Source organism: Vulcanisaeta distributa JCM 11217 (assembly GCF_001316005.1).
Taxonomy (GTDB): Archaea; Thermoproteota; Thermoprotei; order Thermoproteales; family Thermocladiaceae; genus Vulcanisaeta; species Vulcanisaeta distributa_B.
In genome coordinates, this window is record NZ_BBBJ01000002.1 from 17,771 (window position 1) to 43,646 (window position 25,876).

The window sequence follows — 25,876 nt, forward strand, 5'->3', positions numbered from 1 at the left end:
CAAAGGCCTCTTTCTTAAATATAAAGCCCCCTCTTAACCCTCGTAACTAGTTTATCATGCTCAAGGTACTGAAGCTCCTCGGTGATTTCCCCAACATCCCTCCTTAAATAGTAAGCCATTTCCTCAGCGGTTAATGGGCCTTTCTCCCTAATTAGGATGAGTATTTGTTCACCTAGTGATAGTTCCATCATTAATTCATAAATATAGGCAATAATAAGCCTTGCTCACTAAGGGAGTTAAGTATGCCGAGGGCTAGGCTTGGCCGTGTTTGGGTTGGGGGGGATGGCGAGCCTGTTAGGTTGGTTGGGGGGGTTATTAATGTTAGTCCTGAGTCCTTCTTTAAGGGTTCAGTGAGGAGGACAGTTGATGATGCACTTAAGGCTGCCGAAGCCATGGTCTCCAGCGGTGTTGACATAATTGATGTTGGTGGGATGTCCACGGCGCCGTATAATAAGACAGTGATCAGCACTGATGAGGAGGTGAATAGGGTAGTACCAGTGATTAAGGCCTTGAGGAGAGAGTTTCCTGAATTAACAATATCCATCGATACATTTAGGTCTAGGGTCGCCGAGGAGGCGTTGAACGCAGGTGCTGACGTTGTTAATGACGTCACTGGGTTAAAGGGCGATAGCGACATTGCTCGCGTGATATCTAATCATGGGGCGTCCGTAATCATCATGGCTAGGGAGAGAGTGCCAGGCCTGGGTGGTAACCCCCATCAGCAGGACCATAGATGCCTTGAGGGAGAGCCTGGGGGGGATTGCATTAAGTAATGGCATTAATGAGGATGGTATTGTTATTGATCCTGGTGTTGGCGCGTGGCCTCCACTTAGTATGGATCCAATATTCACTGGTGGTGAGCCATTAAGGGGCGATTACATACGCGGTGATAGCACTTACCCATGGTATTCCTGGGACTCAATAATTATAATGAATATTAATAGGATAAGGAATGAGTTGAATAGGCCTGTTCTCGTTGGTATTTCGAGGAAGTCGTTTCTTGAGAGGTTGATGCGTAGGAGGGCGCCACCTGAGGAGAGGTTATTCGCATCAGTATCTGCCGAGGCCATTGCCGTGCTTATGGGCGCTGACGCCGTTAGGACGCATAATGTTAACGAAAGTAGGGATGCCATTAGGGTTGCTGAGGCGCTTAGGCTATGTTTAAACAAGGAATCTTCTATGTGTAATGATGAGTTGATCAAGCTTGTGGGTGCAGGTAATCGTTAAATTTATTGATTAGTCATAATTATCGTGGGTAGTGCTGATGTTGCGAGAGAGGCTGCGGCTAGGGAGTCTCTTAAGTATGTTAGGGATGGTTATGTTGTTGGTGTTGGTACCGGGTCCACAGCAATGACCTTCCTTAGGGAACTTCATAGGTTAATAATTAATGGGGTCGTAAATAACGTGCTTTTGGTACCAACGTCTACGGAGACCGAGATTGAAATAGTGAGGTTGGGGGGGTTGGCTAATTTATTGCGTTATCCCTGGCAGGTCGATAGGATTGACGTTGCTATTGATGGCGCAGATGAAGTTGATAGGAGGAAGAACCTGATTAAGGGTGGTGGTGCCGCCCTGACTAGGGAGAAGGTAATTGATTATTGGGCTAGGGAGTTCGTGGTAATAGTTGATGAGTCTAAGGTGTTTGATTCAATACCGAGTAAGCACCCAATACCTATTGAGGTAATACCCTTTGCCTGGACCATAGTTAAGGCAAGATTAGAAGAGCTCGGTGGTACGGCTGAGCTTAGGTTTGGTGGTGGTAAGAGGGGGGGGCCTGTGGTGACTGATAATGGTAATTACATAATCGATTACATGCCCAGGGCTGGAGTTAATGTTGAGGATTTAGAGAGGGTAATCAAGGAGTTGCCAGGTGTTGTTGAGGTTGGCGTATTTAGTGGTAAGAGGGTTTCCAGGGTGATAATTGGTAGGGTTGATGGGTCTACGGTTACGATGGATTAATCCCTAGGTTAACGAGACTTGAAAGCTCATCAATCGCACTCACTAGCTTCGTTATCGCCTCACTATGTGATTGAGTGCCTGCCACGTACCTACTAATAATGCCATATACGTGGGTGGCGGCTTTACCGCAACTTCCACATGCATTATTAGCGCTAGCCACCACGTAGGCATCGTAGGCGAGTATAGCTATTAACTGCGCAATTAATGAGTTCACCTCGTGAAGCTTTATCGCGGAGTTCGCACTCATTGAGTTAACATCCTCCTGAAAACCACTGGTTGGTATGTTCTGTACGGTGGACGGCATCGATAACTCCCTAAGCCTTGCCGATAATGCAGCCGCCGTATATTGGGTTAGCATTAAACCGACACGCAAGGACCACTGGCTAAGTAATTACCGACGTTGTTAATTTCCTTCCTAAGTAATTGAGCGATCTGTCTCTCGATTAAATTGCCGAGAACAGCAAGGGACATATTAAGCGAATCCGTTGATAAGGCTATGTATTGACCGTGGAAGTGACAGGTTGAGTAAACATTATTATTAATTATTATTGGATTATCACTTACAGAATTGGCCTCGTTCAATACGTTACGTAATGCCCAACTAAGCGTGTCAAATATCGAGCCCAATACCTGGGGTATACACCTAATCGAGTATGGTCCTGGGTCCTACCGCTGGTATTCACGTTCTTACTATCGATTACTAACTCACTAATGGCTCTTGCAACCTCAAGTTCACCCCCCCTATGTAACTTAGTGGAGTTTGCCTCAGTGCTTAATGGCGCTGTGCTTGCCCGCGATGCCTCTATCATCAATGCCATGACCGCCACAGCAGCTCGTAATAATCGGTAGGAATCCCAAATACCTAATGAGGCTACGGCAGTGCTATAACTTGTCCCATTAATTAGTGATAGCGCCTCTTTATAACTGAGCTTTAACTCATCAAGCCCAGCCAGTTTAAGGGCTTCAGTGCTCGGCAACACCCTGCCTGGTACTTGACAAATCCCTTACCTAATAGGGTCAATGCCATGTGAGCCAGTGGTGCTAGGTCTCCTGAAGCACCGACTGAGCCGTACTTCGGGATTAATGGTGTTATCCTCATGTTCAGAAAATCCACCAGTCTCTCAACCACAATACTCCTAATGCCACTATACCCCCCCAGTGATAGTTGATGTGCTCTAATGAGCATCGTCGCCCGAACCCAATCATCCGGTGCGTAATCACCAACACCCGTTGAGTGATCAATGAGCATCTCCAGCGAGTACTTCGCAACATCCTCGGGATTTACAGTCACACTGTATAGGTCACCAAGCCCCGTGTTAACGCCATATATCCTCACATTACCATGAATGAGCTCCTCAAGGACTTTACGGGACCGCTCCATCGCGTTTAAAGCATCATTACTCAACTTAACCTCCTCATAATTCCTAGAAACTCTAATAACATCCTCCAGGGTTAAATACGTGCCCACGCCAATCCTCGTAACCATACGATCCTAGGCATGTAATGGATCTATTAATTATTTTCCTCAATATAGTCATTTAGACTTCCCTAAAACCCTCAATATGTAATCGGCCATTACCTTAATTCCCGCCTCAATATCTCGTTCATTCTCTCTGGCAAATGTCATCCTAACGTGCAACTTACCTGCCTCACCAAAGGCTGATCCAGGTACCACAGCAACATGAGCCTCCTTAACCAATTTCATTGCGAACTCATAATCATCAAGCCGAGCCTCTCAAGATATGGCCTTAAGTTTGGGAACATGAATAGTCCGGCCTTTGGTTTTACGACTGTGGCCTCGGGTAGGTACTCCCTGATGGCTTTGTACATGGCCTCCATCCTCGACTTATAGATTGGCAGGGTCTCGCTTATGTACTTCTCCTTATACTTCCTGAGATATAGAAGTCCAGCATACTGGGCTGGTGTTGGTGGATTTAGATTCGTGTACTGCTTAACCCTATTGAACACCTTCATGAACTCTTCATGAGCAACCACATAGCCAAGTCTCCATCCAGGCATTGCTGGGTCCTTCGAAAACGTGTTCAGGGCAATGACATTCTCAAGACCATACCTAACGGCGTATGTGTGAGAGCCTCGTAATAAAGGTGCCTATACGCCTCATCGTATATAAGGAACGCATCATAGTCACGGGCTAAGTCAACCAATAACTTAATCATTGATTCACTCAAGACCCTGCCCGTTGGATTATCTGGATTAACAACTATTATTGCCTTAACCCTCCTACTCATTACGGCCTTAACATCCTCCTCACCCGGCTCCCAGCCAAGCTCCTCCCTAGCCCTAACCCTAACAACCCTACCACCCAGGTAATTAATGACAGGCTCATACATTAAGTATGTTGGGTCGAAGAGTACGACCTCATCACCTTCATCAATAATAGCCATAAAGGCAGCCAAAATAGCCTCCGCGGAACCCGCAGTGACCGAGACATTGGCACTGCTTACCTTAACCCCCCCTGAATATTTTGTGTAGTCTTCGGCTATTGCCTCCCTAAGTTCCTCAATACCGCTACTCGGCGTGTACATGCTGTACTCGAAGGGCTTCTCGAGAAGCCCCCCCTTCGTAAACTCAAGGAGCAACTCCCTACTAGGCGGAAGACCAGGCTGACCAATATGAAAACCAAAAACCCTAACACCAGAACCCTCAAGCCCAACAACCTCCTCATTAACACCCCTAATCGCGGATCCAGGGAATGCGTTACTCCTTGCTGAGATCCTCACGGTGCGTAGGGAATTGTACGTGTTTATAAAGGTTACTCCTGTTAAATATATTTCATTATATTTTACTCATTATATCTATATACTTTAAGCCACTACCCGTTAGTACTATCACAGTCTCATCATCCTTACTCAAATAGTTATTGTTTAACAGCTTTATGTAACCTGAAAGAGCTATCGCACTACTCGGCTCAATAATGAACCCCCTCCTTAGTAATGATTTCCATGATTGTAGAAGCTCATCATCGGTAACTACCAAGACATCACCATTACTTCCTCTAATAGCGTTAACTAACTGCTCAATCCTAGGTGGATTAAGCACCCTAAGCGCATCTGCGAACTTCGTAGGCTCTCTAACGTAGTCACCATGCACTCTCTCATAGAGGGTTGCAAAACCCTGCGCCTGCACCGCGTAGAGTCGTGGTATCCCACTGATAAGGCCTAGATTCAATAACTCATTGAAACCAATCCATAGGCCAAGTAATAATGTGCCAGCTGACACGGGGGGGAGAATCACGGCATTAGGAACATGCCCCAGCTGATCAATTAATTCATAGGCTAGGGTTTTCGTGCCCTGTAGAAACCAGGGATTCCATGCATGGCCGATGTAGCCTCGCCAGGTTTTACGGATTCAACGGCTAACTTTCCCGCCTCATCTCTGGATTGAGCCTCGATTAACTCAGCCCCCAACGACCTTATGAGACTCTTCTTACCCTCAGGCGCATCCCCGGGTACGTAGATCCTAGCCTTAATCCCAGCCGCAGCAGCGTAGGCTGCTATGGATATTCCTGCATTACCACTTGAATCCTCAACAACGGTCTTAACGCCGAACTCGAGCGCCTTCGATATTGCGACGGCAGAGCCCTATCCTTAAACGAGCCTGTTGGGTTTAGGTACTCAAGCTTAAGGTAAACATTATTGCCAAGGAAGTCGGCATTAATTAACGGCGTAAAGCCCTCACCTAAACTAACCAGTGGCTTGGCAGGTATTACGCTGGTAAACCTCCATAAACCCCCTACGTTCACTAAGCGTAAGTTTCAAACCATCAATAACTATGTCAAGCGGATTACCGCACCTTGGGCATCGCCAAAGCCATGAAGACGCCTCAGCGGTGTAACCGCACCTTGAACACTTGTACCATACCCTCATACACTGGCTTACTGAATTTATGGATTAAATTATTTTTCGTAGATCGTAGACGCGATGTATAATCTCAATCATGAACGTAAATAAACCTATCATGCCCAACCTTCTTAACAAAGCCATATCTCATGAACTGTATTATCTCATCATTAGCCACCTGACCCACGGCTGGCTCAGCAAGCCCCCCCACATCTTCAATAAGCTTTAAGTCCTCAGGCCTTACAACCCTTATCGGCAATCCATCGGGTGGTACCCACTGAATAATTGGAGCATTAACCTTCCTGGCGCTCTCGAGATCCTTACTATGCATCCTCACGGTCAAGGTATCCTCACCTTTACTCATAACCTCTATGTTAACGAGCTCCATAAGTCGAATTACGGAGCCCGGACCTACCTTATCATAGTCGGCTCTGCTTATGAAAATCGTCACCTTATTATCGACTGGCTTTAGAGTTATTACCCTAAATCCGCGTTCAGGAAATGATGGGTGCATTGGTAGCTTAGCGGTTAATTCCTCCGTAATCCCCCCCTCAATCACTACCTTAACGGGATCTATCACGGCCATGTACCTATTAGCCCTTGGCTCTATTATCTTCCTATTCTCAGCAAATAGGTTGGCTGAGGATATCGTGGCATCCGTGGGTTTAACACCAACTTGAAGCATTATATTCCAAATGGCCTCTGGTTGAATACCCCCCCTATTCCGAAGGCCCGCGAGTGTCGGTAATCTAATGTCATCCCACTTAATACCGAGCGCCTTCAGCTTCGTCTTACTCAGTGTCATACCAACAATCTTAAGCCTGCCAAAGTGTATTGCCTCCGGTTGTTCCCAGCCCATGTGAGCATAAATAAAGGATTGCTTGACGGTGTTCACTGAGTGTTCCTGCGCCCTTAGTATATGCGTTATACCCATTAGGTGGTCATCAATGGACACGGAGAAGTTATACGTAGGCCAAACAATGTACTTAGAACCAACCCTTGGGTGTGGGTACTTATTCGTGTCTATGATTCTCATGGCAACCCAATCCCTAACGCTTGGGTCTGGGTGTTGTAGGTCGGTTTTTATTACCATGACAGCCTCACCCTCCTTATAATAACCCTCAAGCATCTTATCAAAGAGCTCAAGGTTGACGCTTGGGTCAGCATCCCTATTTCTACATGGCTTACCTGTTACCTTAGACCTCTTCCAATCATCGGGTGTGCACTCGGTATTCTCCGCAGCAACGTAGGCGCCTCCCTTCCCAATAATTTTCTTAGCAATGTCGTAATAGATCTCCATCCTATCCGACTGTACGTACTCCTCATCCCACTTAATTCCAAGCCACCTTAAGTCCTCCTTAATCGCATCATAAGCCTCAGGAAGTGGTCTCTTCGTCCTTGGGTCGGTATCCTCAAACCTAAGTATGAACTTCGCCCTCTTACCCAGGCCCTCGTACTTCAATTTATATGCGTAATTGATAATGGCTGGCCTGGCGCTACCTAGGTGAAGCACGAAGTCTGGGTTTGGCGCGAATCTGAGTGTTATTACCTCGTACTTACTATCGTTGGGTAGTGGCGGTAGGTCCTCAATCCCCCCCTTTCTATATGACTCAACCTTCCTCTCCCCCCCAAGGGCTTCAGGCCACCTACTCATTAGTAGGTTTCTTTGTTCGTCAATGCTTAGGGAGTTCACGTAATCAATGACCTCCTTAACTATTTGTGCGACTTCCCTGGCCATGGACCTAAGTGAGGGGTCTTCAGCAAATACCTTGGAAATTACTGCGTTCATACTCGCCCTTCCATCGAACTTTACGGCGTTAATCAATGCATGCTTTAGGGCAATATCCCTAATCCTATCCCTATTCACGGACACGCCAGTTAGTTAAAATGGAATCTTTTTAAACATACGCTAAACAACCACATTATGAATAAGGTATCCCTACTCATTGGCCCGATTAAGCAGTTAGTTACTGCAAAATCAATGCCCTGGAGGTATGGAGACCCCGTGCTGGTTATTGAAGATGCAGGCATAGCCGTTGACGGCGATAAAATAGTGGATGTTGGCTCGTGGAACTCAATAAGCAGGAAATACGAAGGTAAGTGCAGAATACCTGCCGAGGAATCCCTAGTAACGGCCGGACTCGTGGATCCACACACGCACCTCCTCTTTGCTGGTTCTAGGGAGGATGAGCTTGAGCTTAAGCTTGAGGGTGTTCCATACGAGGAAATACTCAGGAAGGGTGGCGGTATTTACAGGACTGTTAACGCCACTGTTGGCGCAACGGATGAAGAGCTTAGGAAGATACTCCTTAACAGGTTGTTTGAGGTTGCGAAGTACGGCACGACCACGATAGAGGTTAAGAGTGGTTATGGGATTGATCCAAACCAGGAAATGAGACTTCTTAAGATAATTAATGAATCATTGGTGAAATCACCCATTGATGTTGTACCGACGTACTTAATTCACGTGCCACCGAGGGACATGGATAGGAGGGTTTACGTTAATGCCGTGATAAACTCTCTCGATAAGGCGAGGGACCTGGCGAGGTTTGTTGATGTATTTTGCGATGAGGGCGCATTCACGGTGGAGGAGACCAGGGAAATACTTAGGGAGGCGTCAAGAAGGGGGGGTTTTGGACTTAGGCTTCATGCCGATGAAATAGCGTATATCGGATGTAGTGACTTGGTCAGGGAGTTTAGTATTGCATCTCTTGATCACTTATTGAATTTACCTGAACAAAATGCAAGATTGATTGCGGAGAGGGGTTCCGTAGCGACCCTATTGCCCGTGACCATACTCTCGTTAATGAGTAGTAAGAGACCGCCGATTAAGGCATTGAGGAGTGCAAGCGTCCCCCCCATCGCGCTTGGTACGGACTTCAGCCCAAATTCCTGGTCCTTAAGTATGCAATATGTAATGGAATTAGCCACATACCTACTCGGCATGACGCCCATGGAGGTCATAATGGCCTCTACGACTAACGCGGCATACAGCCTCGGCCTCAGAGACAGAGGTATCTTACAGCCTGGTTACTTGGCGGATATCGTTATTTGGGATGTACCTAACTATAGGTGGTTAAGCTATGAGTTGGGTAGGAATAAGGTCCTAGTCGTAATAAAGAGGGGCGCGGTGCTTGAATCAACGCCGATGGGCACCATGATTAGTAAGGAATGTGCTTGAAAACTTTATTTATTAACTCCACAGGGCTTTTAATGACCATTGATGGAGATTAGGCTTGACCCTGAGGAGGAGTACGTAGTGATGCCGTTAAGTATCCTGGAGAGGATTTTGAGATATGCAATGGTCGTTTGCCAGGAGCATTGTCCAGCCGGTAGGGACCCGGCAACGTGCCCGTACATAGTTAACCTAACGAGGCAGGTTGGCCTGAGCCCACCACCATGTATTAATGATTATGGCGAGTATAAGCCGAGACATTTAGGGTTATGATTAAGGACTTGGAGCGTAAGTATAGTATGAGCATTGAGGATTTCGTGAATATGATTAGAAAGAGGAAGCCGAGAAGCCTTGAGGAACAAACGGATTTCATGGAGGCCACGTTCTATCTTGGCGTACTCAGGGAGTTGAGTAATATGAGGAGTATCTACATTACGAGAGGTTCGAACATAAGCATAAAGGAGGCTGTTGTGGTTAAATAATAAATGCCAAGAGCGAGAGTGATGCGAGACTCGTTATTAGGAATAATAGTAATACATCACGAACAACCTCCTTCTCAGTCTTTGGTCTCCTCATTACCATCAACTTAACCAGGGTAGTTGGCGATCCAGGGGGTCTTATTTGCGTGGATTATGCCATCATTCACAATTACGGGCCTCTTCAAGGTCTCCCTAGGCTTAAAGCCCCCCCTTGCTGTTATGACTATTAGGAAGCCATTTATTATGTATGGTAGTGCCGATATCACGCCCTGGGTTCCAGCATTGTATAAAACCATGAATGCGCCCATCATTGCCCCCCCAAGCGCGTAGCTGCCAACGTTGCCATTGAATACCCTGGCAGGGTACCAATTAAATACGGCCAGCGGCAACACCGTGAGCACGAGTATTAATGTTGCCGGTAAGGCATAGCTAAAACCAGCCATGTATGAAATAAACCCACTAACGGTCAATATCATTAATGTTGAGACGGGGACTATCCCATTCATCACATCGAGCATGTTGACGGCATTAGCCATAACAGTCACAGCAAGCATTGAGAGAAAGGCTACTACGAAGAAGTTATGTACGTGACCAATCAAGAGTATGTATATATAGCCATGAACAACCACGGGAATGATCAATGACGGCACCAACGGTAAGAAAACCCTGACACTGACGGGCAATCCCCCCCTGAGATCATCAGCAAGCCCTATCAAACCCACAGTCAAGGTCACAAGACCCAGCGCGAGTAACCTTGCATCGTTAATCAAGTAGGCGATCAACGTGACAACGCCCATGGCGATCAGTACGGAAACACCGCCTATCTTAGGCACAAGAGCCCTGTATGGCTTATGGACATCCGGCGCCAATAATTTTGGATTTCTTAACCTGGATATTGCATATACCGTGATCAACGAGATTACGAAGGATACTACCGCAATTAATACGTAGTTAATGTTCATAGATTTCGCCTAAACCAATCAATTGTAGCCCTCAAGCCGCTCACCAAGTCATATTTAGGCTTAAAGCCGAGGATCCTCATGGCCTTACTAATGTCTGGATAACTTCTAAATGGCTCGGATGTCTTCGGTTGAACATTAATTTTAGAATTTGAACCAACCAACTTAACCACCACCCTAGCTAAGTCGAGTATTGAGGTCTCAACACCAAGCCCAATATTGAAGGCTTGACCAACCGTCTCATCCTTCCTAAGCGCTAGTTCAGTGGCATCGCATAGATCCTCAACGTATAGGAAGTCCGTTGTGTCGACACCGCCATTATTAACCACGAGATCCTCATTCCTCAATGCCCTGGTTATAAATATACCAACGACACCATTGTCGTAGGGGCCATAGGGCTTCCACAACCTGAATATTGTTACTGGGACTCCATGAACGACGTGGTAAGACATGGATACGGCCTCTGCGGCCACCTTACTCCAGCCATAACCCTCAAAGGGCCTTAGTGGGTCATCCTCAGTAACGGGTAATTTAATGGGCTTACCATAGACATTCGATGTTGAGTAGAGTAGGAATTTAGCGTTCAAGATTCTCGCGAGTTCCAGCATATTTATTGTGCCGACGACATTAACATCAAGGCCCTTGAGAGCGCCTGCATTTGTGAATGACCTTGGGTTTGGGTACGCTGCCAGGTGTATAATTGCGTCAAAGCCCTCCTTAGAAAGACCGGTGATCTCATCCCTCCTTGTTATATCGATTATGTAGTCCGTGGTCTCCGCCTTAACGATATCGAGGCCCCCCCTCGCATCATATCCTTTAGCTCTTAGGCAACTAACGATGTTCCTTCCTAGGAATCCTGAGGAACCGCTCACTAGTATTTTCATCAAATCATCGATTATAGGCTACCTTAATAATAATTACCCACTAGGGGGGGCCTACTTACCCTCGTTCGCAAGTCTCCTTATTTCATTGATGATGAGCTCTGTCGGGTCCTCCATTCTACTTAGTACTGAGCTCGTATCGACATGTGTGGTATCCGATTTAAGGATTGAATCAAGAACAACCAGGCAATCCTCATCAACGCACCTATATAGCGGTAATCCCTTACTCATTAAGTAATCATCTATGTAGTAATGCTGTGGGAAATAGCTAATGGCAGGCGTACCCAGTAGTGCTGACTCGTGGGCCATCGTCGAGCCACCTGTAATCACGAGCCTGGCATGCCACGATAGGTCAAGGCCATCTAACTTCATGTTCCTTGGTATCACTAATTTACCAAGCTTAAGGAAAAGACCAAGTTCAGACTTTATCAATTCCTCTTGATATGGATATCGCGGAAACATAACTACATAATAACCATTCTCAAGCACCTTCTTAGCCATTCTAATTAATAATCGTGATTTATCACCATAACCATAATACGAAGCCCTAGACTCCTCAAACCTAATTACAACGAACTCCTTACTCTTAAGCCCCCCCAGCCTATTAATAGAGTCGCCGGTCGGTTTAAACCTATTAATCCACATGAGCTCAAAAACCCCCCCATCAAATGCCCTAACCTTATCAATCTCGGCACTGGTATGTAACGAGCCCACTCACTCATTGGTATTGCCAACGGCGCTATTACCGTATTCGCCAGCGGTAATGTTAGTTTATTAACGAAGTACGAATGAGCAGTATCCGTCAATGCTATTATCGGTTTACCAAGACCAAAGGCGACCCTAACCGCGTCCGGCGATGTTAATGATACGTGAACATCGAAGTCCCTAACCACATCAAGTAATGCGAGCTGCCTTTCAATACCCCTCAGCAACTTCTCCTTAGGGTCCTCACCATGGTAACCAACGCATTCATAGTGAAGATTGAACATATCCAGGACCTCCTCGACGTAATCATACTTCCTACACGTTATTATGAAATCTATATTATTCCTCCTACCCTCCATACTTAATACTGCGGCGATCCTAGCCTGCTTAGCTGTTAATGCATCGAACCACGCCTTAACAACCATGGCCTAAAGACACAGTTAATAGGTTTATTTTAATTTTAATGCGAATTGCTTTGATAACTTATCCTTTAACACGCATAGCAATTGGTGCCTTGCTCAATGGGCTTAAACAGACTGGGCATCTATAGCCCCCCCACTGCCTGAGCACCTCATCAACGCTCTTAAGCTGCTGGTCATTATAAAACACGAAGCCGCATGAATGGCACTTAATTATTATCGGCATCATAAATCCCCCCCATAGTGATTATTTTATAAGAATTACCATTATTATACGCATTATATTACAGATATTCTACAGGTATTATATAAGTAATATGTATAGAATATCTCATCATTAAGTCTAATTAAGTAATTACTCATGGGAACTCGTTGCAAGGCCGGTATATGCGTAAACTAGTCCATCAAGTTCATCCAGCGTTAGGTATGGATACCTGGACCTGAATACATCCTTCTTTCCATAGGCCAAGCCCTCACTAATCACCCTAACCCTAACATTCACGTCATTCAATGAATCTACGAAGACCCTAACGAGCTCTGAGACGCCGGGGCTCGTGCCAATTACTAAGTTAATGATTGACCGCCTAGCCAACCTCCTTATAACTTTAATGAGCTTTACGAAACTAAGTGTTACGTGAATCAATGGTGTATCGTTGGCAAGTATGATGGCGCCACACCTGGAGTTACCAATATCAACCCCCCCGATGTTCAATTCATTAAGGCCTAACCCATTAATCACAGCCTCAATTATACCATCAATACTTGGGTCATTCAATACAAATACCCTGGAACAATTAACTAAATCCGCCATATACCTCTCAACGATCACGAAGTCAAGCCCTAGGCAGTCATCCTCATTACTTACGTACCTCAAGGCCACATGCTCAGGAAAAATAAGCTTTCTAAGTAGGTTCCAGGTGGATGACCTACCAGCAAAGCCGAGTTTAAAGTCATCCACTGAGCTTAGTGTGAAACTAAAGACATTATAAATCTTACAGTGGTAATTATGTGTATGGAGGTTATACCAATCGCCGAGGAGAGCCTTGGTGTTAGGTCAATGGCGATGTTCATAAGAACGAAGGACTTATCAATACTTCTAGACCCTGGGATTAGCCTATCGCCGAATAGGTATGGTTTACCGCCCCCATCCTCGTGAAATAGAGAGAGTTAGAGCGTTGAGGAGTATTCTTGAGAGGTACGCGGAGGATGCTAATTATGTATTCATTAGTCATTATCATAGAGACCACTTCACAGTACCATACCCAAGCATTTACATGGGAACCACAAACGAGAGTTATAAGAAGATATACAGTGGTAAGGTACTGCTCATGAAATCACCTAGTGATGAGAATTGGAGCCAGAGGAGGCGTTATTATGGGTTGAGGAAGGCTATTGAGGGTATTACGAGAGATCTCGTGTTTGCTGACGGTAAGGAGTTCATAATAGGCTCCACGAGGCTCATAATATCGCAATCACTACCGCATGGTGAGGATAATGCGAAGACAGGTAGGGTAATAGCAATTACGATAGTAGACGATGATGAGTCATTAACATTTATGCCTGATGTCGAGGGACCCGTATCGCAATTAGCCGTTGATTACGTAATGAGTATGAAACCACAAACATTAGTAGTTGGTGGACCACCCCCCCTGTACTTATCGAGGAGAGGGTTCGGCGAGGAATACCTTAGTAATGCCCTGAGGAATCTTATGGCAATCCTAAGGGCTGGCTTTCTCAATAAGTTGGTTATAGCGCACCATACATTGAGAGACTTGCATTGGAGGGATTCATTGAAGGCATTGTTTGAGGAGGCAGGTAAGTTGGGGGTATTAATCACGACGTACGCGGGGTTACTTAATCGTGAAGACGAATTACTTGAGGCTATGAGGAAGGATCTATACTCAAAAGAACCGCCGCCTAATGATTACCTGGAACAGTTCAAGAGAGTTAAGGATGAGGTTGAGGATTAGCGTATCCTAACCTTATTAACCTTCTTATTCTGCCATGAGTAGCGCCTAATCCTCTTTGACCTACCCCAGCCACAGGCTGCGCAGTAGCCCTTAACTGGGTTGTAGGCGTGTCTGCCACATCTTGGACATCTAATGTGCGTCCAACCCTTATTCATCTTGCCAAAGCTTGGCGTGCCCTTTACCATATCGAGTCATGCTAATTTCAGTGGTTTTTAACTTTTGCCGCCATTGATCTATACAGCGGTAATTAATTATGAAATTGAGTTAATTACATGCGAGAGGTTAGAGTGAAGGCTTATGGCGGTAAGAGGGTAAGGAGTAAGGTAAGGAAGGTGTATGGTTATGTATTAAGGTTCGCATTAATCCTAAAAAGGGAATTAAGTAAGGTTTTCTTAGTATGGATAAACTTCCACTTGAGGGTATTAAGGTTATTGACCTAACCCACTCTGCGGCTGGTCCCTTCGCAACCTCGATACTGGGTGATTTAGGTGCTGAGGTTATTAAGGTTGAGTCGCCTGAAGGTGACATGACTAGGACGTGGGGGCCACGTAATTAGGGATAATGTTAGTACGTATTACCTGGCAATGAATAGGAATAAGCACGTGATTAGGCTTGACTTGAAGAATGAGGGTGATAGGAACAGGCTTTATGAGATGGTTAAGGGCGCCGATGTGCTTATTGAGAATTATAGGCCTGGCGTTGCGAGAGGCTCGGTGTTGATTATAACTCAGTGAGTAGGGTCAATCCAAGGATCATCTACGTATCGATTAAGGGCTTCATGCCTGGTAGTGAGTATGAGGATTACCCGGCCTTCGACGTTGTTATTCAGGGCATGAGCGGTTTAATGAGTGTCACTGGCTGTGAAGATGGGACCTTGTTAAGGTCGGTGTTCCAATAACCGACATGGTGACGGGCTTCTTCTCGGTAATAGCAATACTATCCGCGCTCAGGATTAGGGATAGGGAGGGTAGGGGGGGTGTTAGGATTACCGTACCAATGTTAGACTCAGCTATACGTAATGGGTATACACATCCTTTACTACCTCTTCACTGGTAATGTACCAAGGCCATTGGCACTAAGTACATGAGTGTCGTTGCTCCTTACCAAGCCTTTAGGGCTAAGGATGGTAAGATGTTCATACTCGCGGTTGGTAATGATAGGATTTGGAGGAGGTTCTGCGAGGTTATTGGCAGGCCTGAGTTGATTGATGACCCTAGGTTTAGAACTAACCCTGACAGGGTCAGGAATCAGAACGAACTTGAGAGGATACTCCAGGAAGTATTCCTAACAAGGGATAGAGACTACTGGGTAAATCTATTCCTAAGCAATGGAATACCGGCAGGCCCCCCCGTCTATGACATGGCCGATATAGCGAGGGACCCCCCCTATGTGAATAAGTACGTATTAACCGAGGCGAACCACCCTGAGTTGGGTACGGTAAAGCTCGTTAGAAACCCCCATTAGATTTAATGATGAATCCACTGGCGTTAGGCTCCTTGAGTATTAGCCGCGTCGAGGGTCCTTCTCCAAGCATTAACAAGTTCTTCAGGCATGGAATAGCCCTTAATTCACCACCTTCATTACTAACGCAGGTAAATACCAGGTAACCCTCAGCGGCGTTTTTACCGGTTGTCTCATTGATTATCCTAAACCTATACCTAATAGCCCTAGTTCTCGCCTCATCAAGCCACAACTCAACCACAGCAACATCACCCCTTTTTAATGGTGCTGTGTATGTTATGAAGACCTCCCTGCGCGGCGCAATTGAGTGGTAGTGAAGTATCCCATTCTCTCTATAGAAGTCCTCCTCCGCGCGCTCAACGAGCCTTAGGAATGATGTGAAGTGAGCGATACCGGCTGCGTCGGTATCGGCCCAATAAACATAGTACTTAGCCCTAAATGGCATTTCTATAATTAATTAAGCACCTAACTTATTAAGTATTAGCTCGTACATATCAATGTGAATTGCATACCTAAGGACATAATTAATGAGGTGATTGATAGGTTTAGAAATGCGTATGCTATATACGTATACGGTGGGTCACTTGACTGTAGTGGCGGTGATGTCGATATTGCGGTATTCATGGAAGAATTACCTAAGGAGATTCCCAGGATGGGGGGATAATGTGGATTTACAGGTTTTTAGGAAGCCACGTAACACCCTATTCTTCGTCTACGTAATTAAGACTGGCAGGTTAATCTACGGTAATCCCCTAGACATTGATGTTAATTCAGCCATTAGAAATGAGTTGGGGGGGATGATCGATGAGAGGGAGTTCCTCTTCCTCAATAGTGATGATGAGGTTATGGTGTGCAAGTCTCTTAAGGAATTAATGTTTCTCCTTGCCGCAATTAAGTGCGGTATCTATGAATCGAGTAATTGGTATAGGATGGCCCGGTGTTTAAGCGGGCTTGGCATAAATGTACCCGTTGAGTTCAAGCATTGCCTAAAGCCGCCAGGTATTGATGTGCTTAGGAGTGTTGGCGAACCAATACTTAATAGGGTAATGCAGGAACTTAAAACTATTAGGCAAGTTATGGAGCATAATTATTCATTATAATTTTATTATTTCATTAAATGTGCCATTGAATTGGTAATACCTTTAAGTCTATACTTAGGTATTATCTCATGGTTTGGTTATTAATAAGTATTTCGAGAGACAGGCCTGGTCTACTTAACGACATCACCGGTGTGATTAGGTCTCGGAATTTAAACATAAGGAATATCGTGGGTAATAACTACGCAATACTCATTGAAATTAATGGTGAGGTGAGTAATGAATTACTGAGTAGTATTGGTAATGTTGATGGGGTAAATACGGTGAATGTGTTAGACTTACCATTTACAATACTTGGCTTTATCCAGGAGAATTTCATGAAGGCGTTGGTCTTCTACGTAATGGAGAGGGAGCCTGAGTTTATTGAGCGCCTTGGTTATGAGTATGGTAAGGAATTAATGAGGTACATACTGAATTCAATGAGGGACTTTAAGGACGCTCTTTACTCCTCATTAAGAATACTCACAGCACTAGGGGGGGTCATAGCCCTAATCAACGTGCAGTTCATGCCAAATAAAACCGTAATCTCTATAGCAAGGTCCTTTGATGAGGATGTTGGAATGCCAATGACTAAGGGAATTATTAAAGGGTTATTCGAGGCCATAGGCAATATTAGGCATTATGTAAAGATAGAGAGAAGGGATTCTTATCGTGACATAATAATTACATAAGGCATCAAGTAGCGGGCATGAACTCATCCTTGAACTATCCCTAAGTATTTTCTTGTCGATCTTTCCTGTGCTTGTTTTTGGCAATTCGGACTCAACAATTATCACCTTGTCCGGTATCCACCACTTCGGTATCTCACCCCTCTCCACAAACTGCATCAGGTAACTCCTAATCTCATCCTCAGTAAGCCTTTGTCCTAGTTTAGGTACGACTATCGCTATTGGTCTTTCACCCCCCCACTTTGGGTGAGGAACACCAATCACGGCAACCTCACCAACCGCAGGATGAGTACTAATGATACTTTCCAACTTAACACTTGATATCCATTCTCCACCACTCTTAATCACATCCTTAAGCCTATCAACAATTACCACATAACCATCTGGTAGCCAAACCGCTACATCGCCCGTGTGGAACCAGCCGTTGCGCCATGCATTCCTCGTCTTCTCAGGATCATTCAAATACTCCCTGGCAACCCATGGAGACCAAACCACTAACTCGCCCATTGTTTTACCATCTCTTGGGACATCCCTATCCTGCTCATCAACAACACGCAACTGAACAAGAGGTATGGGTAGGCCTGTCCTAAGCACTATTTGCTTCTTCTCATCTTCGGAAAGACTCAGATGCTCAGGCCTTAGGTAGGCCATTGTTAGTACTGGCGCCGTTTCGGTCATTCCATAACCAGAGGCCACGGTAATGCCCCCCCTAGCCCTTGCCGCATTATAGAGGCCTTCGGGCATTGCCGAACCGCCATTGCCGAACCTCAACCCACTTAGGTCATACTTAGGTGAGTCAGGATGGGTAAGGAGTAGGTATAGTATCGTTGGCACACCGCCTGTGTACGTGACTCCCTCCTCATGTATTAGCTTGAGTATGTGACCCCAATCATACCTACCTGGCAGTACGTACTTCCTGGTTCCCGAAAGCATCACTACGTATGGTGTTCCCCAACCATGTACGTGGAATAATGGTATTAAGGGCATGGCGACATCTCTAATACCGACATTGTATGGTGGGTAACTCAATGCTATTGTTAAGGACATTGCATGAAGCATTAACTGCCTATGTGTGAAATAAACACCCTTTGGCGGACCCGTAGTACCTGATGTGAATAACATTGTGGCAGGGGTTCTCTCATCAATCTCAGGGAATTCCTTTAGTGGTTCGTGTTTTAGGAGTTCCTCGTACGGTATCATCTTAACGCCGTAGTCCTGGCTCGGCACCTTACCCCTATCACTCATATAAATAACGAGCTTTATTGTCTTAATATTGTCGAGGATTGGCTTTATGAATAATTCGAAGTCGTCGATATTTATCATTAAAACATCTGGCTTTGCAATGTTCATTATATACATTATTTCGTGTGGTGCCAACCTAATGTTCACTGTAAATAAAGTAGCGCCTATTGACGGTACTGCATAGAACAAATCAACATACCTAAGCGTATCCCATTCCATAACCGCAACCTTAGAGCCGAATTCCCATGATTTACCTGGTTGTAGACCTAAGTCCATCAGCGCCGCGGCAACTCTCCGGACCCTATCCGCGAATTGCGCGAATGTGACTGATGTCCTGGAGCCGCCAGGGGGCCAATAAACAATCTCATTATTTGGGAAAGAGTATGAGGCCCAGGTAAGTACTTTATCAACCGTTAACGAGTAATCTCTAAATCCACTGAAGAATTCTCTTTGTTCCGTCATAGTTTTATCTTTGTAAATTTTACTTTAAAGTTTTAGCACTAAATAAAATATATATTTGATAAGACTATCTCTTGGGTAAGTATACATTACTTCCCGACGCTAATTCCACGGCGTCTATAAAGAGTTCCGTGAAGACTGGGTGCGAGAATACCCACTCCTTTAACTCATCAAGTGTTAGCCCCCCCTTTCTAATGGCTATTGATGCCGTATTAACGATCTCCGAGGCCCACGGACCAATCATGTGAAAGCCAACAATTCTCCTACTAATCCTATCAGCCACAATCTTCGTCCAGCCATAAGGCTTATTATACGCTATTGCCCTATAATTTATGGCATTAGGCATCTTGGTAACTATGTACCTTGGGTCATCCTTACTCGCTACAATCCCCACAGAGGCGATTTCAGGGTCTGAAAATACGACCATGGGTATTAGTTCATAGTCAATCCTTGTGTTTAGGCCTGCCGCGTTTTCGGCAGCCACAATACCCTGAACCTTAGCTACACTCGCCAGCATATACTTACCAGTCACGTCGCCGGCTGCGTAGATGCTCGGTACGTTAGTCCTGGAGTGGTCATCAACCACGACAGCGCCATTCCTAACCTCAACACCAACACCCTCAAGATTAAGTCCCTCAGTATTCGGCACCCTCCCAACAGCAACCAGAACCCTATCAACTAACCGCCTCACCACTCGATAAACGAACAAGCCCACTATCGGGGGGGTCTACCTCCGTTACGGATGTACCTACTCTAACGTCGATCCCATACATCTCCCTCATGACCCTATTGGCGAGATAATTACCTAATTCAGCGTCTGCAAATGTTGGTAGTAATCTATCCATGATCTCGACGATCATGACCTTAGAACCAAGCTTATGAAGCAATGTTCCCAATTCAACGCCTATCGCCCCACCGCCAATAATTAATATGCTCTCGGGAATTGAGTCAAGGGAAAAGAAGTCATCGCTTGTTATGACGAAACCTCTTCTCAATCCATTCTCAATCCCTCTTATTGATGGTATCTTAGGCCTGGAGCCCGTTGCTATCAATATGCTCCTCGCCTCTATTATTGAATCACCAACCTAACGGAATTCGGAGACCTCAACCTAGCCTCACCAAACAACATCTTGATATCCCAACTCGGGAATACTCTGAATACGTACCATGCAATTATTTGGTTAATTAATTGGTCCTTAGCCCTAAACATAGCCTTCACGTCAAGCTTAGTGCTAGCTATCAATCCCTCATTGCAGGTACTTGCTTAATTCATGATAATGGTCTGCTATATACAATAGCTTCTTCGTTGGTACACAACCAACATTTACGCAGGTCCCACCCAGCCTATCCCTATTCTTCTCTATGAGTAGTACCTTAAGCCCCCCCAACTGCGCAGCACGTACTGCAGCATCTGCACCCGCGGTTCCCGACCCAATAACTACGAGATCCCACTTCGTGCCCTCCGCCTCCCTGCCTGTGATCTCAACGCTCATTTAGAACCACCTAGTAATGATCTCAGGGTTATCTCAACAGACTTCCTAACAATGACTGTGCACCTCTTCCTCTGCTCAGGCGATACAAGGTCGAACTTGGGGGGGTTCAGGTCCTTGCAATTTGGTGATCCAAACATATTCACGAATTGTTTATAGACATCTGCAACCTTGTTGTGAAGCTCGATATGATACGCTATGAAGGGCTCGCCTGACCGCTTACCACCCTTCTCCTCATCAATCTTCCTCTTCATGTAAATACTCACGGCAGCAACGGAGGCCCACAGGGCGCCGCAGAGATGCCCAGAACCACTTAATCCACCGGCAAAGCCTATTGATACCGCTAGTAACTCTGGCGATGCCTTAATATTTAAGGCCTCGAGTAAGGCCACAAAGGGTGAGTATGCGCAATTCTCAGTCTCAATAAGTAACTGCGTAGCTCTTTCCTTGGCATTTTTAATTAATTGATCAAGTTCCTCGTCCCTCACCCGCACCACCCCCCCTCTCCTTCCTCACCTTCTCATCAACCTCCTTAAGGAACTTATCATATAAAGGCCCAATAACCGGTATGGCGCTAAAGTCAACCCTATAGAATATGCTTGGCATTGGTGGATAGACAATGAAGTTGGTCTTGCTCTGCTCCTTAAGGGCATCAATAAGATCGCCTAATAGACTTGCGGGGGTAACAAAGAGCATTTCATAATCCTCCACATGCCCAACAATTCTATCGCCATAGCCAGGTAACGCAAGCCTTGGCTTACCAGTGAGAAGAACCTCGGCAACTGCCGTGTCGGACCCCCCCGCCTTACCGCTGGCGCTCAGTGTAACCTTCTCACCACTGATGTACACGTATGCGGTGACTAACTTCACCATTTGACCTGGGGTCCCGTAAATCATCACGACCTGAGGCTCATAAATAACGTTGTCCAGGGGGGGCATAGTTAACAATGCCTTATACCTACCCACTGGAAGCCTTGGTAAACTATTGTCAAGCGCCTTACCCGCCTCCTTCGTCCTCGTGTAAAGACCGTAACTAAGACTACCATCAAGAAAATAATCAGGCGGTTCAGCAAACCCAAATATTATTATTTCACCAGGGCATGCCATATCCTCGAGGGTAGCGACCATGCCCATGCCGTAATACCTAGCCGCAGCAGTCATTTGGCAAAACGTTAACTTCCTACGGAAATGCCTAAAAGGGCGAAATGCACTAATGCCGATCTCGTCAGGATCCCTATCTAATAATGCAACACCAACGGGCTTTGTTCTAAGCCTAAGTATCTCCATTAAATCATTTGAATAACGTCTATATCTCTCAAGAACTTCCTGAGAACTTATGGTCATTAATAATTAATTACTTAATAACTTATAAGTAGCGTATGTACATAATCTATATATTACTATGATTAATGAGCCAATCCATGAAATGCTTATAAAGCCTCACACTACCCGTGCTTGATGCCTAGGGTCTTTGATATTGGTAGGGTATGCGTGAAGGTTGCCGGTAGGGAGGCTGGCAGGAAGTGCGTTATTGTGGATATTAAGGATGAGAACTTCGTAATAATAACGGGGCCCAAATCCCTAACGGGCGTTAAGAGGAGAGCCGTTAATGTAAAGCACATTGAACCAACGGAGTACAAGATAAACATTAAGAAGGGAGCCAGCGATGAGGAGGTCCTCAAGGCGCTTGAGGAGGCTAACCTAATTGATTACATGAAGCAGGTGGTTAAGCCTAGGCTTTCCATGATACCAACACAACAACAGTAATCAGCCGGTCCTACCTCTTCATCGAATCATGCTCGAGGCTCACTCATCACCTAGGTATTAAGTACGACCTGCCTTTTAATCCCTTAAAGGAATTCCTTAACCTCATTTGGATCCTTTGCATGTTCAGCGGCCACTCTCTCGTTTAGTTCTACCCCCCCGAGACCAGGCCTTTTAGATGGTGTTATGTAGCCTTCCTTTATAATCATGCCCTCCTTAACCATGTCAGACCACCAGGGCAAGTCAATGGCGTGCCACTCAATGGCTATGAAGTCCCCTATAGTGGCTGCCACGTGGGCGTTAGCATCGTCCCTATTGGGCTTGAGATGTTGTGTATCGCCACCGGCACGTAGTACTCCTCGGCTAGGTAGGCTATCTTCTTCATCTCGAGTAAACCACCGAGCCTCTGCACATCAGGTGTATAATGTCCGTAGCCCCCCCCTCCTCAATCAACTCCCTAAACTGCGAAAGCCTATACAACTTCTCGCCGGTGGCTATAGGCACCGGCGACTTAAGCCTGACCTCCCTCATCGCATCGATGTTCTCAGGCGGTACTGGGTCCTCAAACCAGAAAACGTCGTATTTCGCCAACTCCCTGGCTATGGCTATGGCTGTGGGCACGCTGAATGCCCAGTGCCCATCAATCATTATGTCCACATCGTACTTAACGGCATCCCTAACACCACCTATGAACGAGGTCACGAACTTAACAATCCTCATGCCGAAGGTCCTATCGAACTCTGTCTCCATCATGCCCTCCGGCACATCAACATCAAACTTAATGTACCTGAACCCCCCCATGTTCATGGCCTCCCTAGCCCTCCTTACGTAATTCTCAACGTTATAGGCAACCTCAGTACTAGCTAACTCAACCCACCTCCTACTACCAGTCTCGATTATGCCCGCGCCAGCGTGCAGGTCCGCATAAACCGCAACCCTATCCCTAACCTTACCACCAAGTAATTCATAAACGGGGAGACCCGTTAACTTACCCTTCAAATCCCAGAGGGCTGTTTCTAAGCCGCTGATTGCGTTATTAACCACACCCCCCCACTCGGAGTTCGGTATATGCTTCCTAATGAGCCTCAATAGGTACTCAATATTAACCTCCTTACCCCCCCTAATCAACTCCTCAGCTCTCCTCAAAACCTCCTTAATGCCCGGGCCCCCTATGGCACTCACCATAACCAACAAGGCCATTACTAAGCTCAACCTTCACAATTGGCCACTCGAAATTCCCCATAACGGTTAAAACCCTAACCGACTTAATGGTTGGTTCACTCATACTCGGTTACTCGATGTATTAATCATTAATAAGTATTTCAGGCGGATAAAGCATTAATAGTCTAATGCGTTCCTAATTGGGTATGGAGGTCAACATAATTGGTTTGATTGACAATACGTATTTAAGGCCCTACGGCTCAACCAGGGAGATTGAGGCTTTAATTGAGGATACGGCTAAGTACGGCGCGTACTCAATAACGATAAATCCAATATTCCTTCGGTATGCGAGAGAGTACATGTCTCGTAAGGGCTACAACTTTAAGGTTGTTGCGTGGTTGACTTTCCATTTGGCGCCGGCACCACGGAGGCTAGGGTAGACGCTATTAAACGCTACTCGCAGTATGCGGATGAGCTCGACATCGTGGCCCCCAATAGGCCTTGTTAAGTCCGGGCTTTGGAGTGAGGTTGAGCATGACATAAACGCCGTGGTTGAAGCAGCGCATAGGGAGGGTAAGGTCATAAAGATCATTGTTGAGGATGCCTACACGACAAGGGAGGAGAAGCTTGAGCTGTATAGGATCGTAATGCAGTCAGGCGCTGATTTCATTAAGACAAGCACTGGGTTTGAGGAGAAGGATTACGCGGAGAGGATCGGTAATAAGACCGGCGCTCAAATCGAGAATGTAAAATTAATGGCTGAGCTATCTAGGAAGTATAACCCAAAGATTGGCATTAAGATCGCGGGCGGCGTCAGGACTTATCAACAGGTTCTTGAATTAATGAGGGCAGCAGAGAGGGAACCTGACCCCCCCATGAGGTTTAGGATTGGCACGAGCCACATGATGAGCATTATCGAGAGCATGAAGGGCACTCACTAGTCAATGGCGAGAAAATTTATAAAATGAGTTAAAATGCCAACCACCGAATGTCAGAGGAAAGCACGGAAAAGACGACGGAGGAGGTTCAGGGAGAGGCGCAGCCGGCGCCGCCGCAACCAACGCAGTTACCCGAGATAAAGCCAACGCAGGTTAGTGGGGGGGCTAGGAAGCTTAGGTGGGGGGGCGTTGCGTATGTTTACTCCAGTTATAATAATACGATAATAATAATCACTGATTTAACAGGTGCGGAGACGGTTGCGAGGGTTAGTGGTGGGCAGGTTGTTAAGGCCGATAGGGATAAGCCCAGCCCATATGCGGCGATGATGGCCGCGTATAAGGCTGCCCAAATAGCCATGAGTAGGGGGGGCATAAATGCAGTGCACATAAAGGTTAAGGCACCCGGTGGTTACGGACCAAAGACTCCAGGTCCTGGCGCAGCCGCTGCCATTAGGGCTTTAGCCAGGGCTGGCTTGATAATTGGCCGTATTGAGGACGTGACGCCGATACCCACGGATACCATTAGGCCACCTGGAGGTAGGCGTGGTAGGAGAGTGTAAGCCACCACTACCTACTTTCTTCCATCAATTCAGGTTTACGCATTATACAATATTAGGTGGTTTTTGTGAGCTGTTATGGCCCAATCACAGTCCTCATAGGCAGTAGGGAATTAATGAGTCACGCAGAGCCTATATTGAGGAATTTCTTCGGCTCAGCCTATAGATACGCAAAGGCCGTTGTTGATTATGGGGGGGTTGGCTCTGTGGCGTTGGCCGTAATTAATGGGTCGAGTGTTGGCGCCGCTGTTTATTACAGCATTAACGTTGGCGCAGTTAAGTTATGCGTTATTTACTACATAGCCGTTATTGAGGAGTGTAGGGGGGGCTTGGGTATTGGTAAGGTCTTAGTGAGTACGATTGAGGAGGTTTGTACGGACTCGGATGTTTACATTGCCACTACGTGGTTCGGTAATGAGCCCGCCGATAGGCTCTATAGGTCGTTGGGGGGGTACGTTGGTTATGCATGGGATGAGTTAAGGAGGCTCATTGGTAGGAGGGCTGTTGATAGGCTGCTTAAGGCTACCTGCGCTATGATGATGACATAGCTACGTAAAGCCCGTCGTCATGGGTAATGACGCGTTGAGCGTTCTTAGGCGTATTGTTGAAGGTGATGATAATGATGTTAATAG

35 protein-coding genes and 8 pseudogenes are annotated in these 25,876 nt (G+C 46.0%); 17 read left to right on the forward strand and 26 right to left on the reverse strand.

Going from position 1 to position 25,876, the window contains the following annotated elements:
• Positions 1-14: 14 nt before the first annotated feature.
• Positions 15-191: a hypothetical protein gene (locus JCM11217_RS12815; RefSeq protein WP_243678049.1), complete on the reverse strand. Its 177-nt coding sequence runs from the start codon at positions 189-191 to the stop codon at positions 15-17.
• A gap of 51 nt (positions 192-242) precedes the next feature.
• On the opposite strand from JCM11217_RS12815, the gene JCM11217_RS12820 reads away from it, so the two are divergent.
• Genes JCM11217_RS12820 through rpiA form a run of 3 tightly spaced genes read left to right on the forward strand, consistent with a single transcriptional unit; the run spans position 243 to position 1,959 of the window.
• A complete protein-coding gene (locus tag JCM11217_RS12820) occupies positions 243-773 on the forward strand; it encodes a dihydropteroate synthase (RefSeq protein ID WP_243678050.1) in 531 nt (176 codons plus the stop codon).
• Positions 739-1,227 (forward strand): dihydropteroate synthase, encoded by a 489-nt coding sequence (locus tag JCM11217_RS12825; protein WP_243678051.1) that lies wholly within the window; start codon positions 739-741, stop codon positions 1,225-1,227. The genes JCM11217_RS12820 and JCM11217_RS12825 overlap by 35 nt, the downstream gene beginning before the upstream one ends.
• A gap of 24 nt (positions 1,228-1,251) precedes the next feature.
• On the forward strand, positions 1,252-1,959 hold the full coding sequence (gene rpiA, locus JCM11217_RS02065; RefSeq protein WP_054841917.1) for a ribose-5-phosphate isomerase RpiA: 708 nt from the start codon (positions 1,252-1,254) through the stop codon (positions 1,957-1,959).
• Here the strand turns inward: rpiA and JCM11217_RS12830 are convergent.
• The 9 genes and pseudogenes from JCM11217_RS12830 to JCM11217_RS02085 form a co-directional block, all read right to left on the reverse strand.
• Positions 1,946-2,586 (reverse strand): annotated as a pseudogene (locus JCM11217_RS12830) (aromatic amino acid ammonia-lyase). The gene rpiA and the pseudogene JCM11217_RS12830 sit on opposite strands and share 14 nt — an antisense overlap.
• Positions 2,538-2,936: an aromatic amino acid lyase gene (locus tag JCM11217_RS12835; RefSeq protein WP_243678052.1), complete on the reverse strand. Its 399-nt coding sequence runs from the start codon at positions 2,934-2,936 to the stop codon at positions 2,538-2,540. Before JCM11217_RS12835 ends, JCM11217_RS12830 begins: the two are co-directional and overlap by 49 nt.
• Positions 2,891-3,445 carry an aromatic amino acid lyase gene (locus JCM11217_RS12840; protein ID WP_243678053.1) on the reverse strand — a complete coding sequence of 185 codons (555 nt, stop codon included), beginning with the start codon at positions 3,443-3,445 and terminating at the stop codon, positions 2,891-2,893. The genes JCM11217_RS12835 and JCM11217_RS12840 overlap by 46 nt, the downstream gene beginning before the upstream one ends.
• A 48-nt stretch (positions 3,446-3,493) precedes the next feature.
• Positions 3,494-3,664: a hypothetical protein gene (locus JCM11217_RS12845; RefSeq protein WP_243678054.1), complete on the reverse strand. Its 171-nt coding sequence runs from the start codon at positions 3,662-3,664 to the stop codon at positions 3,494-3,496.
• A pseudogene (locus JCM11217_RS02075) lies at positions 3,661-4,505 on the reverse strand (pyridoxal phosphate-dependent aminotransferase). Before JCM11217_RS02075 ends, JCM11217_RS12845 begins: the two are co-directional and overlap by 4 nt.
• Positions 4,506-4,755: 250 nt before the next feature.
• Positions 4,756-5,546, reverse strand: a pseudogene (locus JCM11217_RS02080) (pyridoxal-phosphate dependent enzyme).
• Positions 5,474-5,722: a pyridoxal-phosphate dependent enzyme gene (locus tag JCM11217_RS12850; RefSeq protein WP_243678055.1), complete on the reverse strand. Its 249-nt coding sequence runs from the start codon at positions 5,720-5,722 to the stop codon at positions 5,474-5,476. The pseudogene JCM11217_RS02080 and the gene JCM11217_RS12850 overlap by 73 nt, the downstream one beginning before the upstream one ends.
• Complete coding sequence (locus tag JCM11217_RS12855; protein ID WP_243678056.1) at positions 5,664-5,846, reverse strand: hypothetical protein; 183 nt, start codon at positions 5,844-5,846, stop codon at positions 5,664-5,666. Before JCM11217_RS12855 ends, JCM11217_RS12850 begins: the two co-directional genes overlap by 59 nt.
• Before the next feature lie 64 nt (positions 5,847-5,910).
• Entirely contained in the window at positions 5,911-7,692 is a 1,782-nt protein-coding gene (locus tag JCM11217_RS02085) for a glutamate--tRNA ligase (protein WP_054841918.1), read from the reverse strand.
• 51 nt (positions 7,693-7,743) lie between these two features.
• Between JCM11217_RS02085 and hutI the strand changes: the two genes are divergently transcribed.
• Genes hutI through JCM11217_RS12865 form a run of 3 tightly spaced genes read left to right on the forward strand, consistent with a single transcriptional unit; the run spans position 7,744 to position 9,476 of the window.
• A complete protein-coding gene (hutI, locus tag JCM11217_RS02090) occupies positions 7,744-9,000 on the forward strand; it encodes an imidazolonepropionase (protein WP_054841919.1) in 1,257 nt (418 codons plus the stop codon).
• A 39-nt stretch (positions 9,001-9,039) separates the two neighbouring features.
• Positions 9,040-9,267, forward strand: coding sequence for a hypothetical protein (locus JCM11217_RS12860; RefSeq protein ID WP_243678057.1), 228 nt, complete (start codon positions 9,040-9,042; stop codon positions 9,265-9,267).
• Positions 9,264-9,476 carry a hypothetical protein gene (locus JCM11217_RS12865; protein ID WP_243678058.1) on the forward strand — a complete coding sequence of 71 codons (213 nt, stop codon included), beginning with the start codon at positions 9,264-9,266 and terminating at the stop codon, positions 9,474-9,476. Before JCM11217_RS12860 ends, JCM11217_RS12865 begins: the two co-directional genes overlap by 4 nt.
• Positions 9,477-9,580: 104 nt before the next feature.
• Here JCM11217_RS12865 and JCM11217_RS02100 read toward each other — a convergent pair whose 3' ends face one another.
• The 5 genes and pseudogenes from JCM11217_RS02100 to JCM11217_RS02120 form a co-directional block, all read right to left on the reverse strand.
• The gene (locus tag JCM11217_RS02100; protein ID WP_243678059.1) at positions 9,581-10,435 is read right to left on the reverse strand and encodes a glycosyl hydrolase family 4; all 855 of its coding nucleotides are present in this window, start codon (positions 10,433-10,435) and stop codon (positions 9,581-9,583) included.
• Positions 10,432-11,316, reverse strand: coding sequence for an NAD-dependent epimerase/dehydratase family protein (locus JCM11217_RS02105; RefSeq protein ID WP_054841920.1), 885 nt, complete (start codon positions 11,314-11,316; stop codon positions 10,432-10,434). The genes JCM11217_RS02100 and JCM11217_RS02105 overlap by 4 nt, the downstream gene beginning before the upstream one ends.
• 51 nt (positions 11,317-11,367) lie before the next feature.
• Positions 11,368-12,377: pseudogene (locus tag JCM11217_RS12870) on the reverse strand (DUF354 domain-containing protein).
• A 124-nt stretch (positions 12,378-12,501) separates the two neighbouring features.
• Positions 12,502-12,666, reverse strand: coding sequence for a hypothetical protein (locus tag JCM11217_RS12875; protein ID WP_243678060.1), 165 nt, complete (start codon positions 12,664-12,666; stop codon positions 12,502-12,504).
• Between the two features lie 126 nt (positions 12,667-12,792).
• On the reverse strand, positions 12,793-13,395 hold the full coding sequence (locus tag JCM11217_RS02120) for a hypothetical protein (protein ID WP_054841923.1): 603 nt from the start codon (positions 13,393-13,395) through the stop codon (positions 12,793-12,795).
• A 54-nt stretch (positions 13,396-13,449) separates the two neighbouring features.
• Here JCM11217_RS02120 and JCM11217_RS02125 point away from each other — a divergent pair.
• A pseudogene (locus JCM11217_RS02125) lies at positions 13,450-14,407 on the forward strand (hypothetical protein).
• Here JCM11217_RS02125 and JCM11217_RS02130 read toward each other — a convergent pair.
• Positions 14,404-14,592, reverse strand: a complete 189-nt coding sequence (locus JCM11217_RS02130; protein WP_013337593.1) for a 50S ribosomal protein L37e — start codon at positions 14,590-14,592, stop codon at positions 14,404-14,406. The pseudogene JCM11217_RS02125 and the gene JCM11217_RS02130 overlap by 4 nt on opposite strands.
• A gap of 87 nt (positions 14,593-14,679) precedes the next feature.
• Here JCM11217_RS02130 and JCM11217_RS12880 point away from each other — a divergent pair, with 87 nt between their 5' ends.
• Positions 14,680-14,847 carry a hypothetical protein gene (locus tag JCM11217_RS12880; RefSeq protein WP_243678061.1) on the forward strand — a complete coding sequence of 56 codons (168 nt, stop codon included), beginning with the start codon at positions 14,680-14,682 and terminating at the stop codon, positions 14,845-14,847.
• A pseudogene (locus JCM11217_RS02135) lies at positions 14,805-15,871 on the forward strand (CoA transferase). Before JCM11217_RS12880 ends, JCM11217_RS02135 begins: the two are co-directional and overlap by 43 nt.
• Here JCM11217_RS02135 and JCM11217_RS02140 read toward each other — a convergent pair.
• Positions 15,855-16,313, reverse strand: coding sequence for a thioesterase family protein (locus JCM11217_RS02140; RefSeq protein WP_243678062.1), 459 nt, complete (start codon positions 16,311-16,313; stop codon positions 15,855-15,857). The pseudogene JCM11217_RS02135 and the gene JCM11217_RS02140 sit on opposite strands and share 17 nt — an antisense overlap.
• A 54-nt stretch (positions 16,314-16,367) precedes the next feature.
• Here JCM11217_RS02140 and JCM11217_RS12885 point away from each other — a divergent pair, with 54 nt between their 5' ends.
• The 3 genes from JCM11217_RS12885 (at position 16,368) to JCM11217_RS02150 (ending at position 17,636) form a co-directional block, all read left to right on the forward strand.
• A complete protein-coding gene (locus JCM11217_RS12885; RefSeq protein WP_243678063.1) occupies positions 16,368-16,532 on the forward strand; it encodes a hypothetical protein in 165 nt (54 codons plus the stop codon).
• Between the two features lies 1 nt (position 16,533).
• On the forward strand, positions 16,534-16,968 hold the full coding sequence (locus tag JCM11217_RS02145) for a hypothetical protein (protein ID WP_243678064.1): 435 nt from the start codon (positions 16,534-16,536) through the stop codon (positions 16,966-16,968).
• A 68-nt stretch (positions 16,969-17,036) separates the two neighbouring features.
• Positions 17,037-17,636: an amino acid-binding protein gene (locus tag JCM11217_RS02150; protein WP_054841924.1), complete on the forward strand. Its 600-nt coding sequence runs from the start codon at positions 17,037-17,039 to the stop codon at positions 17,634-17,636.
• On the opposite strand, the gene JCM11217_RS02155 is transcribed toward JCM11217_RS02150, so the two are convergent.
• The 7 genes and pseudogenes from JCM11217_RS02155 to JCM11217_RS02180 form a co-directional block, all read right to left on the reverse strand.
• Positions 17,556-19,337 (reverse strand): long-chain-fatty-acid--CoA ligase, encoded by a 1,782-nt coding sequence (locus tag JCM11217_RS02155; protein ID WP_243678065.1) that lies wholly within the window; start codon positions 19,335-19,337, stop codon positions 17,556-17,558. The genes JCM11217_RS02150 and JCM11217_RS02155 overlap by 81 nt on opposite strands.
• A 64-nt stretch (positions 19,338-19,401) precedes the next feature.
• On the reverse strand, positions 19,402-19,761 hold the full coding sequence (locus tag JCM11217_RS12890; RefSeq protein WP_243678221.1) for a hypothetical protein: 360 nt from the start codon (positions 19,759-19,761) through the stop codon (positions 19,402-19,404).
• Between the two features lie 120 nt (positions 19,762-19,881).
• Positions 19,882-20,386: pseudogene (locus JCM11217_RS02165) on the reverse strand (FAD-dependent oxidoreductase); the annotation flags it as partial.
• 17 nt (positions 20,387-20,403) lie between these two features.
• Positions 20,404-20,577 (reverse strand): hypothetical protein, encoded by a 174-nt coding sequence (locus tag JCM11217_RS12895; RefSeq protein ID WP_243678066.1) that lies wholly within the window; start codon positions 20,575-20,577, stop codon positions 20,404-20,406.
• Between the two features lie 37 nt (positions 20,578-20,614).
• A pseudogene (locus tag JCM11217_RS02170) lies at positions 20,615-20,827 on the reverse strand (FAD-dependent oxidoreductase); the annotation flags it as partial.
• Positions 20,824-21,318, reverse strand: a complete 495-nt coding sequence (locus JCM11217_RS02175) for a C-GCAxxG-C-C family (seleno)protein (protein WP_243678067.1) — start codon at positions 21,316-21,318, stop codon at positions 20,824-20,826. The pseudogene JCM11217_RS02170 and the gene JCM11217_RS02175, both read right to left, overlap by 4 nt.
• The gene (locus tag JCM11217_RS02180) at positions 21,293-22,168 is read right to left on the reverse strand and encodes a DUF169 domain-containing protein (RefSeq protein WP_054841929.1); all 876 of its coding nucleotides are present in this window, start codon (positions 22,166-22,168) and stop codon (positions 21,293-21,295) included. The genes JCM11217_RS02175 and JCM11217_RS02180 overlap by 26 nt, the downstream gene beginning before the upstream one ends.
• Positions 22,169-22,282: 114 nt before the next feature.
• Between JCM11217_RS02180 and JCM11217_RS02185 the strand changes: the two genes are divergently transcribed.
• Positions 22,283-22,591, forward strand: coding sequence for a 50S ribosomal protein L14e (locus tag JCM11217_RS02185; RefSeq protein ID WP_054841930.1), 309 nt, complete (start codon positions 22,283-22,285; stop codon positions 22,589-22,591).
• Between the two features lie 83 nt (positions 22,592-22,674).
• Here JCM11217_RS02185 and JCM11217_RS12900 read toward each other — a convergent pair whose 3' ends face one another.
• Positions 22,675-22,881 carry a hypothetical protein gene (locus tag JCM11217_RS12900; RefSeq protein WP_243678068.1) on the reverse strand — a complete coding sequence of 69 codons (207 nt, stop codon included), beginning with the start codon at positions 22,879-22,881 and terminating at the stop codon, positions 22,675-22,677.
• An 88-nt stretch (positions 22,882-22,969) separates the two neighbouring features.
• Complete coding sequence (locus JCM11217_RS02190; protein WP_243678069.1) at positions 22,970-23,773, reverse strand: mandelate racemase/muconate lactonizing enzyme family protein; 804 nt, start codon at positions 23,771-23,773, stop codon at positions 22,970-22,972.
• Positions 23,774-23,955: 182 nt separating this feature from the next.
• On the opposite strand from JCM11217_RS02190, the gene JCM11217_RS12905 reads away from it, so the two are divergent.
• The 4 genes from JCM11217_RS12905 (at position 23,956) to JCM11217_RS02205 (ending at position 25,792) form a co-directional block, all read left to right on the forward strand.
• Positions 23,956-24,189, forward strand: a complete 234-nt coding sequence (locus JCM11217_RS12905; protein ID WP_243678070.1) for a hypothetical protein — start codon at positions 23,956-23,958, stop codon at positions 24,187-24,189.
• Between the two features lie 30 nt (positions 24,190-24,219).
• On the forward strand, positions 24,220-24,690 hold the full coding sequence (locus tag JCM11217_RS12910; RefSeq protein ID WP_243678071.1) for a hypothetical protein: 471 nt from the start codon (positions 24,220-24,222) through the stop codon (positions 24,688-24,690).
• A 47-nt stretch (positions 24,691-24,737) separates the two neighbouring features.
• Positions 24,738-25,247, forward strand: coding sequence for a 30S ribosomal protein S11 (locus JCM11217_RS02200; protein ID WP_243678072.1), 510 nt, complete (start codon positions 24,738-24,740; stop codon positions 25,245-25,247).
• A gap of 65 nt (positions 25,248-25,312) precedes the next feature.
• Complete coding sequence (locus JCM11217_RS02205; RefSeq protein WP_054841931.1) at positions 25,313-25,792, forward strand: GNAT family N-acetyltransferase; 480 nt, start codon at positions 25,313-25,315, stop codon at positions 25,790-25,792.
• Positions 25,793-25,876: the final 84 nt, after the last annotated feature.

Coding starts and splice junctions, on each gene's coding strand:
- JCM11217_RS12815 (WP_243678049.1), bottom strand. CDS start 191: ATGATGGAACTATCACTAGGTGAACAAATACTCATCCTAATTAGGGAG.
- JCM11217_RS12820 (WP_243678050.1), top strand. CDS start 243: ATGCCGAGGGCTAGGCTTGGCCGTGTTTGGGTTGGGGGGGATGGCGAG.
- JCM11217_RS12840 (WP_243678053.1), bottom strand. CDS start 3,445: ATGGTTACGAGGATTGGCGTGGGCACGTATTTAACCCTGGAGGATGTT.
- JCM11217_RS12845 (WP_243678054.1), bottom strand. CDS start 3,664: ATGAAATTGGTTAAGGAGGCTCATGTTGCTGTGGTACCTGGATCAGCC.
- JCM11217_RS12855 (WP_243678056.1), bottom strand. CDS start 5,846: ATGAGGGTATGGTACAAGTGTTCAAGGTGCGGTTACACCGCTGAGGCG.
- hutI (WP_054841919.1), top strand. CDS start 7,744: ATGAATAAGGTATCCCTACTCATTGGCCCGATTAAGCAGTTAGTTACT.
- JCM11217_RS12865 (WP_243678058.1), top strand. CDS start 9,264: ATGATTAAGGACTTGGAGCGTAAGTATAGTATGAGCATTGAGGATTTC.
- JCM11217_RS02100 (WP_243678059.1), bottom strand. CDS start 10,435: ATGAACATTAACTACGTATTAATTGCGGTAGTATCCTTCGTAATCTCG.
- JCM11217_RS02105 (WP_054841920.1), bottom strand. CDS start 11,316: ATGAAAATACTAGTGAGCGGTTCCTCAGGATTCCTAGGAAGGAACATC.
- JCM11217_RS12875 (WP_243678060.1), bottom strand. CDS start 12,666: ATGATGCCGATAATAATTAAGTGCCATTCATGCGGCTTCGTGTTTTAT.
- JCM11217_RS02130 (WP_013337593.1), bottom strand. CDS start 14,592: ATGGTAAAGGGCACGCCAAGCTTTGGCAAGATGAATAAGGGTTGGACG.
- JCM11217_RS12880 (WP_243678061.1), top strand. CDS start 14,680: ATGCGAGAGGTTAGAGTGAAGGCTTATGGCGGTAAGAGGGTAAGGAGT.
- JCM11217_RS02140 (WP_243678062.1), bottom strand. CDS start 16,313: ATGCCATTTAGGGCTAAGTACTATGTTTATTGGGCCGATACCGACGCA.
- JCM11217_RS02150 (WP_054841924.1), top strand. CDS start 17,037: ATGGTTTGGTTATTAATAAGTATTTCGAGAGACAGGCCTGGTCTACTT.
- JCM11217_RS02155 (WP_243678065.1), bottom strand. CDS start 19,337: ATGACGGAACAAAGAGAATTCTTCAGTGGATTTAGAGATTACTCGTTA.
- JCM11217_RS12890 (WP_243678221.1), bottom strand. CDS start 19,761: ATGGTCGTATTTTCAGACCCTGAAATCGCCTCTGTGGGGATTGTAGCG.
- JCM11217_RS02180 (WP_054841929.1), bottom strand. CDS start 22,168: ATGACCATAAGTTCTCAGGAAGTTCTTGAGAGATATAGACGTTATTCA.
- JCM11217_RS02185 (WP_054841930.1), top strand. CDS start 22,283: ATGCCTAGGGTCTTTGATATTGGTAGGGTATGCGTGAAGGTTGCCGGT.
- JCM11217_RS02190 (WP_243678069.1), bottom strand. CDS start 23,773: ATGGTGAGTGCCATAGGGGGCCCGGGCATTAAGGAGGTTTTGAGGAGA.
- JCM11217_RS12905 (WP_243678070.1), top strand. CDS start 23,956: ATGGAGGTCAACATAATTGGTTTGATTGACAATACGTATTTAAGGCCC.
- JCM11217_RS12910 (WP_243678071.1), top strand. CDS start 24,220: ATGAGCTCGACATCGTGGCCCCCAATAGGCCTTGTTAAGTCCGGGCTT.
- JCM11217_RS02200 (WP_243678072.1), top strand. CDS start 24,738: ATGTCAGAGGAAAGCACGGAAAAGACGACGGAGGAGGTTCAGGGAGAG.